General features: G+C 38.3%; 6 protein-coding genes. 4 read left to right on the top strand and 2 right to left on the bottom strand.

The window, feature by feature from the left end; all coding sequences use genetic code 11:
• Positions 1 to 300: 300 nt before the first annotated feature.
• Together QME58_13510 and QME58_13505 are read right to left on the bottom strand one after the other, a co-directional pair.
• On the bottom strand, positions 301 to 891 hold the full coding sequence (locus tag QME58_13510) for a hypothetical protein (GenBank protein ID MDI6804832.1): 591 nt from the start codon (positions 889 to 891) through the stop codon (positions 301 to 303).
• A gap of 62 nt (positions 892 to 953) precedes the next feature.
• Positions 954 to 3,683, bottom strand: a complete 2,730-nt coding sequence (locus QME58_13505) for a vitamin B12-dependent ribonucleotide reductase (protein ID MDI6804831.1) — start codon at positions 3,681 to 3,683, stop codon at positions 954 to 956.
• Between the two features lie 278 nt (positions 3,684 to 3,961).
• Between QME58_13505 and QME58_13500 the strand changes: the two genes are divergently transcribed.
• From QME58_13500 to QME58_13485, 4 genes are read left to right on the top strand one after another with little or no spacing between them, the layout of a single operon-like run.
• Positions 3,962 to 5,779, top strand: a complete 1,818-nt coding sequence (locus tag QME58_13500) for a long-chain fatty acid--CoA ligase (GenBank protein ID MDI6804830.1) — start codon at positions 3,962 to 3,964, stop codon at positions 5,777 to 5,779.
• Positions 5,780 to 5,781: 2 nt separating this feature from the next.
• The gene (locus tag QME58_13495) at positions 5,782 to 6,543 is read left to right on the top strand and encodes a hypothetical protein (GenBank protein ID MDI6804829.1); all 762 of its coding nucleotides are present in this window, start codon (positions 5,782 to 5,784) and stop codon (positions 6,541 to 6,543) included.
• Positions 6,544 to 6,567: 24 nt separating this feature from the next.
• Positions 6,568 to 7,707, top strand: a complete 1,140-nt coding sequence (locus QME58_13490; protein ID MDI6804828.1) for a glycosyltransferase family 9 protein — start codon at positions 6,568 to 6,570, stop codon at positions 7,705 to 7,707.
• Positions 7,700 to 8,437 (top strand): WecB/TagA/CpsF family glycosyltransferase, encoded by a 738-nt coding sequence (locus QME58_13485; GenBank protein MDI6804827.1) that lies wholly within the window; start codon positions 7,700 to 7,702, stop codon positions 8,435 to 8,437. Before QME58_13490 ends, QME58_13485 begins: the two co-directional genes overlap by 8 nt.
• Positions 8,438 to 8,521: the final 84 nt, after the last annotated feature.

The raw sequence follows: 8,521 nt of genomic DNA, 5'->3' as shown, positions 1-8,521 counted from the left end.
ATAGTGTTCGTCAAAAAAAGATCGCGAACGGTTGTTTTTGTGTTTCATAAAATATGTTCCTATAATGTTCTCAACAAATATACGTAAAATATTTTTTCTACAAAATTCGGCGAGTTTTTAGAGATGCCCTAAACATCGTAAAACTGTATTGAAGCTGTCTGCTCCAGGTAAAAAAAGAGAATGGATTGCCGGTTTATTTAAAAATATTACTGATTTTTCTTCACCAATTACATTTTCTAATGCATGATTAGGGACAAATAAGGTGTTAAAAACAACGAACTCGATAATTTGGGTGCTGCATTAGGGAAAACAGGAGAAGAGATAAAAATATTTTTGGAATAGTGCATTAAGCGGAATCGGTAAAATAATAACCGCTGAAACGAATACCCATTTCCACCAGCCCTTCCACGCAAAAGTCCGAATTCCGATAATTATCATAACTCCAAAAAATAAAATGTAGAAGAAAAGTAAAACTAATGCACTTGACATATCGGGAAAGTTGATGAATCCCAATACATATCGTTCATCGTTCACTATCGTTGGTTTATATCGGAAGGCGAGCATCTGCAAAAGTAATATGAAACCCTCGCCGATTCGAGCTGAAGCATTGATTAAAGCTAATGAGGTAATAAAATGATTATACGGAAATTTTGTAAGTATCCATAAAGAAATGATTGTAAGGAAAATATTAGAAAAAGGTCCAGCTAAAACCGACATCACACAATTATGATCGAGAATGCAATCGCTCTGAAAATTTAGGGCACCTTTCATCAGGGATAGTTTGCTGTTACAAAAATACTCAGCCACTTCTATGTGGGCAAATTGATGGATTAAAAATGAAACTCCCGCGCCAGTAAAAATAGCTAAAATTCCGAATATTACTGTTAACAAATTAGGAGTTTTTATTTTTTCATCTACCACTGGAGAGAATCGGAATTATTTGTGCAATAGAATTAAGAGCAACCTGATGTAGCGCCGCAGTTCATACATTTATAACAACTACCACTTCTGACCATAAGACTACCGCATTCGTGGCAGGGGGGAGAGTCCGATTGTGTTTTATAAACCTCGGCTTCTTTTGCTGCGGTGTTTTGACTTTCTATGGAGAAATCTATTATCGATTCCACTTCAGGAGAAATCGTGATTGAAATATCGGGATTCAGAACAAACTTTTTACTCAACCAGCGGAATATATAATCTAAAATAGATTTAGCCATCGGAATATCTTTATTGTTTGTAAACCCGCTCGGTTCGAAACGCATGTGAGTGAATTTATCTATCAAAACTTTTAAAGGAACACCATACTGCAAAGCCATCGAGATCGATGTGGCAAAAGCATCCATCAATCCAGATATGGTTGAACCTTCTTTCGACATAGTGATAAATATCTCGCCCGGTTGCCCATCTTCATATAATCCAACTGTAAAGTATCCTTCGTGTCCGGCAATTGAAAACTTGTGCGTTATAGCTTGCCGTTCATCGGCTAAACGCCTTCTTACTGCCCGTTGTTTTATAACATTCTCGCCATCAACAGAGGTGTTAAGTGGTTGAGTCCGCTTCGACCCGTCGCGGTAAACAGCGATTGATTTGAGTCCTATTCGCCAAGCTTCGATATAGGCATTCTGAATATCTTCAATAGTTACATCATTCGGCATATTCACAGTTTTGGAAATTGCGCCTGAAATAAAGGGTTGAACGGCAGCCATCATCTGAATATGTCCGAGATATTGGATGGATCGTTTCCCTTTGGCGGGTATAAAAGCGCAATCGAAAATTGGCAGATGCTCTTCACTGAAATGTGGAGCCCCCTCGATAGTGTCGTTTTTTTGTATATAAGCAAGTATGTGTTCGATTTGTTCTTCATCGTAATTTAATCTGTGGAGCGCTTCGGGAACGGTGTTATTAATAATTTTCATAAACCCACCACCCACTAATTTTTTATATTTCACTAAAGCAATATCAGGTTCAACGCCTGTTGTGTCGCAGTCCATCATAAAACCGATTGTTCCGGTGGGAGCGAGGACAGTAACTTGTGAGTTACGGAATCCGTGCTCTTTTCCGATAGCATAAGCGTCGTCCCAAACTTTTCGTGCGGCTGTAAGCAAATCGCTCGGTGCATAACGGTCAGAGATATGGTCGGCTTCAACACCGTGCATTTTAATCACTCGCAGCATCGGTTCGCGGTTAGAGGGAAACCCTGCGAAAGTACCTTTGATTTTCGAAATAATTGCCGATTGTTTGTATGCCTGCCCGGTCATCAAGGCAGTTATTGCTGCAGCATAAGCGCGTCCTGCATCACTATCGTAAGGAAGTCCGCGAGCCATAAGCAAGGCGCCTAAATTAGCGTAACCTAAACCAAGTGGCCTGAAGTCGTGGCTATTCTTCTCGATTGCTTTTGTAGGATAGCTTGAATTTCCGACAATTACTTCTTGAGCAATTATTGCAATGTTAACGGCATGGCAAAATTTTCGGACGTCGAACTCACCGTCGTCCGTTCTGAATTTCATCAAGTTTAGTGAGGAGAGGTTGCAGGCGCTATCATCTAAAAACATATACTCGCTGCATGGATTCGATGCGTTAATTGGGGCAGTGTTTGGGCAAGTGTGCCACTTATTTATTGTTGTATGAAATTGTAAACCTGGATCACCGCATATCCATGTTGCTTCGGCAATCTCTTTTATCAACGATTTTGCTTCGTGTGTATCAACAGGCTTATTGTCCATAACAGATTTAGTTACCCACTTACCACCTTTGACGGTAGCTGTCATGAACTCGTCGGTAACCCGGACTGAATGATTTGCGTTTTGATAAGCTACAGAATCATAAGCGCCGCCGGGTACATTGAAACCACCATCGTAGCCCGATTCAATTAATGCCCAAGCTTTCTTTTCTTCAAACGACTTGCAACGAATAAAATCAAGAATATCGGGGTGCTCAATATTCAGGATAACCATTTTTGCAGCGCGGCGGGTTTTACCACCCGATTTTATTACACCCGCAAAAGCATCGTAACCTTTCATAAAGGAAACTGGACCCGAAGCAGTTCCGCCACCTGAAAGGTGCTCGCGGGATGAGCGCAAAATTGATAGATTGGTTCCCGTACCTGATCCCCATTTGAATAAAAGTCCCTCAGTTTTGGCTAAATCGAGTATCGATTCCATAGTATCGCGAATAGAATTGATGAAACAAGCTGAACACTGTGGTTTTGGCTCGATGCCGCAGTTAAACCAAACAGGGCTGTTGAATGCTAAATATTGATTTACTAGCAGGTATGTGAGTTCAGAGTAAAAATTTTCGGTGTCCTCATCGGAATCGAAATAGCCATCTTTGAAAGCCCAATCAGAGATGGTTCTGGCAACACGCTCAACGAGTTGTTTAACGCTGTGTTCACGTTCGGGCGTTCCAATTTTTCCGCTGAAATATTTTGATACAACAACATTAGTCGCAGTCATCGACCACGTTTTTGGAATTTCTACATTTTGTTGTTCGAATATCACTTCGCCTTTTTCGTTTGTGATAGCTGCAGTGCGAAGTTCCCACTCAATCTCATCGAATGGATGCGTTTCTTTTTTTGTAAGGTATCTATGTATCTTTAATCCTCTTTTTTGAACTGGAATTGCCGATTCAGAAAAGAGTAAATTATCTATGTTGCGGGCAAGAACACTTGCCTCTTTTTTGGTCATTGAGCTTTTCCCCTTACTCATTGCGTTGAAAAATAAATATCGGTAAAATTTCTGTGTGCAAATATAAAGCACTCCTCACAATAATGCAAGAAGAAAAATTATTTTTGAAAAAAATAATAAAAAATTTTAGGATGAACTGAACGTGAAAAAATTTTCCGACCTTATTCTTGTAAGGCTTGATTTTTATCATAACTTAAGCTATTTTTACACAAAAATATCACTCGATAAATATATTATCTATTAATCAAATATCATAAATCAAACTAAAAGGTGTTCTTATGGGACTTGCGGTGCAATTTACAACAATTACAGAAATGTTCGATAATCTTTTTGAAAAATATTCATCAAGCGATCGACCTATCCAAAAACACAAAGTAGATGGTAAATATGTAGATATTAAGTACTCAGAACTCAGGAAACTCTCGCACGATTTTGCTGTCGGGTTGATGAACTTGGGTGTAAAAAAAGGAGAACGGGTTGCCTTAATATCTGAAAATCGACCAGAATGGGTAGTTTCAGATATTGCGATACATACTTTAGGCGGTGTTGATGTTCCGATATATCCGACTCTTACCGCTAAACAAATCGAATATATATTCAACGATGCAGGTATCCGTTTTGCGATTGTATCGAATCAATTTCAATTGAACAAAGTCAAAAAAATATTTAGCGAAGTAAAAACACTTGAAAAAGTTATAGTTTTATCCGATAAGAACGTTGAGTTTGATGAACGAATATTGAGCTATAATGCTGTTCGCGAATCAGGAAATCAGTTTTTGAAAAAAAACCCTGACTATTTTAAAAAGAATAAAGCGCAAGTTTCGCCAAGCGATGTTCTAACTATAATTTATACTTCAGGAACTACAGGAAACCCCAAAGGTGTAATTCTGACACATTCTAATTTAGTCAGTAATATTACTACCTCGGCATCCTTTATGCCTATCGACGACCAGGATGTTTTCCTCTCGTTCTTACCACTCTGCCATTCATTCGAGCGGATGGCGGGTTACTACACGGCTATGTCGTGCGGTGCAACTGTTGCTTATGCCGAAAGCGTTGAAACTGTCCGGGATAATTTAGCAGAAGTGCACCCGACAATCATGACATCTGTACCCCGTTTGTTTGAACGGATTTATAACCGGATTAAAAATCAAGTTGAATCAGCTCCTGCTGCTCGGCGGAAAATTTTTAATTGGGCAATTAAAGTAGGTAGCGATTATGCGAAAGCAAAAAAATTAGGACGGATTTCCATGAGCCTATCTTTACAACACAGGATTGCCGATAAGATAGTGTTTCATAAATTAAAAACTGCAACAGGCGGTAGAATTAAATATTTTGTTTCAGGTGGTGCTGCATTAGGTAGAGAGTACGGCGAATTTTTTGAAGCTGTCGGTTTACAAATCATCGAAGGATACGGTTTAACTGAATCGTCGCCCGTAATTTCGGCAAACCGTTTGGATGATTATAAATTTGGCTCTGTCGGTAAACCAATTCCCGGAGTCGAGGTAAGGATTGCCTCCGATGGCGAAATTTTAGCCCGAGGTCCCAATATTATGACCGGTTATTGGAATAATAAAAAAGCAACCGAGGAAGCTATTGATAAAGAAGGTTGGCTGCATACCGGTGATATAGGAATCTTCGATGCGGATGGTTTCCTCGTGATTACCGACAGAAAAAAACACATGTTTGTAAGTTCCGGCGGTAAAAATATTTATCCTCAGCCAATCGAAGGTATGTTCTTACAAAGTAAGTACATCGATCAATTCGTTCTCATTGGCGACCGTCGAATGTTTTTATCAGCTTTAATCGTTCCTGATTTCGATGCCGTCCGGGAATATGCCGACAGAAATAAAATTTCTTACACCAACGATGAAGATTTGGTTTCGAAAGAAGAAATCTATCAGATAATCGATAAAGAGGTCGCAACACTTCAAAGAGATTTATCAAATTATGAACGTGTTCGAAAGTTTGTATTACTGAGCAAACCATTATCGTTAGAAGGGGGTGAAATGACGCCTACTTTAAAAATGCGCCGGAACGTTATTGAAGATAAATATCAAAATTTAATAGAAGAAATGTATAAAATGGAAAAATAAATATGAAAAAAATATTCATCCTGTTAATAGGCATTATTATAATGAATTGTGTGAACGCCCAGCCCGATGAGAGCGAGGTGCTCACTTCGCCTAAAAAAACTTACCTGCGAATGGGTGGGGCTGGCGGTTTTACTTCGCATGTTTTATTTTGGAAAGTTTCGGATATAAACAGCTCATTCATCGGAGATAATGTCCCTAAAATTCAAGATAAACCTTTGATGTTATTTGGAGGTCAGGGTTACGGTTACATTATGTTTTTAGAAAACCTGCGTATCGGTGGTATGGGTGCCGGTGGCGGTATAACAAGCAGTACGATTGTCCAAAATACACGCTTCGATTTGGAAACAAAGGTTAACTTCGGAGGTGTAACAGTCGAATATGTGTTACCACTTTCCGAACGGTTTGATATTGTAGCCGGTGGAATAGTAGGTTGGGGGGGAATGAATGTGAAGATGCGGCGTGATGCTTGGGGAATTAAAAAGTGGGATTCCCTTGTAGATAGTTGGGCAACATCCGGTACATCCCTCATCGGTGATTTTTCTTACACACTTGAAGGTTCTTTTTTTATTTACCAACCGGCAGTTAATTTTGAGTATGCAATTTTACGTTGGCTTGGTGTTCGCTTGGGCGTCAGTTATCTTGGTATGGCGTCGCCGAGCTGGCAGCTTGACGAAAAATTTGACGTGGTTGGTGTGCCTGATAAATTAAAAGGTAACGGCTTGATGATAAATGGGGGAGTGTTTCTCGGAACATTCCTTTTTTAAAAAATCCGATTCCCTTAATCAGTAATGAAACGCAGCATCGGAAATATTTGGCTACACTATTTGAATTTCAAGAATTCGTTTAATCATAATACAAAATTTGAAAAGTCGTCTATAAAAAATATCCTGCTCATCGAGTTATCGCGTATGGGTGATGTTGTGGCAATGATCCCGGCTTTAAAATGTCTGATGTATAATTTTCCTGATTGCAATATCTCGATAGCAGTTGATAAAAATTATACAGGAATATTTTCATTCTTCAACGCATCAGGTTTGCTCAACGGTGCGAATATTAAATTAATTTCTAACGATAAAACTGATACGATAAACGGATTAAGGTCAGCAGAAGCAGCTTTGCAAGATCAACGCTTTGATTTAGTCTGTTCGATGAGTCCGTCGTTTAGGAATGCATTCCTAATATTGAGGTTAAAAGCTGTTTATAAAGTAGGTTTTTTTCGTGCAAATTCGCTTTATACGCCATTTTTAGAAAATAACCTAATCGAAGCTTACGGAATTTCAAACTTCTCTTCTATTAGCTTTAAAAACGAAAACATAGAAGAAAGGGGTATTAAAATTTGTGATGCGTTGGGCATCGGTTTGCAATTGCCAGTGATTTCTAATAAAAAAATGTTTCCGTTTCTGAGTAATGAACCGTATATTGTATTGCACCCATTATCAGGGTGGAAATATCGGAACTGGAAAATGCAAAACTATGCTGATCTTATAAACAGGATTATCGATGTTACAAAGGTTCAAGTTGTAATTATTGGTTCAGAAGAAGAGAAATTAATTGGTGAACAACTGAAAATGCAGATAAGAAATAAAACAAAAATTACCACAGTGTTCGAAGCAGAATTAGAAAACGTTATGCACTATCTTTCGAACACGCTGCTATTCATTGGCAACGATTCTGGTCCGCTGCATCTAGCTTCGGCATTAGGTGTTCAATCGATCGGTTTATTCGGTCCGGCACCCCCTGAATTAACTGCGCCGCAAAATAAACAAAATTTTTATTTTTACAAAAAAGTAGATTGCAGTCCATGCAAACAAATTAATTGTATCCGTCCTTATAATACGTGCATGGATTTAATTCAGGTTGATGAAGTAGTACAAAAAGCTGTACAAATTATTAAGTCGAAGTTAGAACTGAAAGAAGTTAATGTCTGAAAAAATATATCTCGCAGGTGTAAAAGTCGACGTCGTAGATGGGGGAAAAATTTTTACCCGTATAAAAAATTTGATAGAAGAAAATAAAAAAGGGAGTATTTCTTACATTAATGCTCACGCCATTAATTTAGCTCAGGGAAAAAGATGGTTCAAAGAATATTTGAATAATTCTGAAATTTCGTATGCCGACGGGCAAGGAGTTCGACTCGGAGCTTTGCTATTACGCAAACGAGTCCCACCTCTGGTAAATCTAACGCGATGGGCTTGGAAGTTGTTAAATTTTTGCACCCGCAATAATTATAAAATATTTATACTCGGAGCTACAGAAGATGTACTTCAAAAAGCAGTGAGTAACATTCGCAAACAAAATCCTTATGTTCAAATTGTTGGTTATCATCATGGATATTTTGAAAAAACAGGAAAGCCATCCGACGATGTGGTTGCTTTAATTAATTCAGTAAAACCTAATGTAATGCTTGTGGGTATGGGGATGCCGTTGCAAGAAAAATGGATAAACGAAAACTTCAATTCTTTGCAGGTTAATGCTATACTGAATGCAGGTAGTTCTATCGATATTTTAGCTGGAGTAAAAAAAGTTTGCCCGCAGTGGTTGTCGAATATCGGCTTCGAATGGTTATTCCGTTTGAGTCAGGAGCCATCACGGCTTTTTATCCGTTATATAATTGGTAATCCGAAATTTCTTTATTATATTTTTTTCAAACGGAAATAGTAAAATAAAATGTTAATATCATATAGGGTGGTTCCAAAAATTGACTTATTGAATACTTTTTTTTGTATATTTAAGAAAATGAAT

Source organism: Bacteroidota bacterium (assembly GCA_030017895.1).
Lineage (GTDB): Bacteria > Bacteroidota > Ignavibacteria > UBA10030 > BY39 > JASEGV01.
This window is presented reverse-complemented; position numbering and strand designations above follow the sequence as displayed.

What these genes read in the sequence shown, in the direction of transcription:
- QME58_13505 (MDI6804831.1), bottom strand. Translation starts at nt 3,683, where the DNA reads ATGACCAAAAAAGAGGCAAGTGTTCTTGCCCGCAACATAGATAATTTA.
- QME58_13500 (MDI6804830.1), top strand. Translation starts at nt 3,962, where the DNA reads ATGGGACTTGCGGTGCAATTTACAACAATTACAGAAATGTTCGATAAT.
- QME58_13495 (MDI6804829.1), top strand. Translation starts at nt 5,782, where the DNA reads ATGAAAAAAATATTCATCCTGTTAATAGGCATTATTATAATGAATTGT.
- QME58_13490 (MDI6804828.1), top strand. Translation starts at nt 6,568, where the DNA reads ATGAAACGCAGCATCGGAAATATTTGGCTACACTATTTGAATTTCAAG.
- QME58_13485 (MDI6804827.1), top strand. Translation starts at nt 7,700, where the DNA reads ATGTCTGAAAAAATATATCTCGCAGGTGTAAAAGTCGACGTCGTAGAT.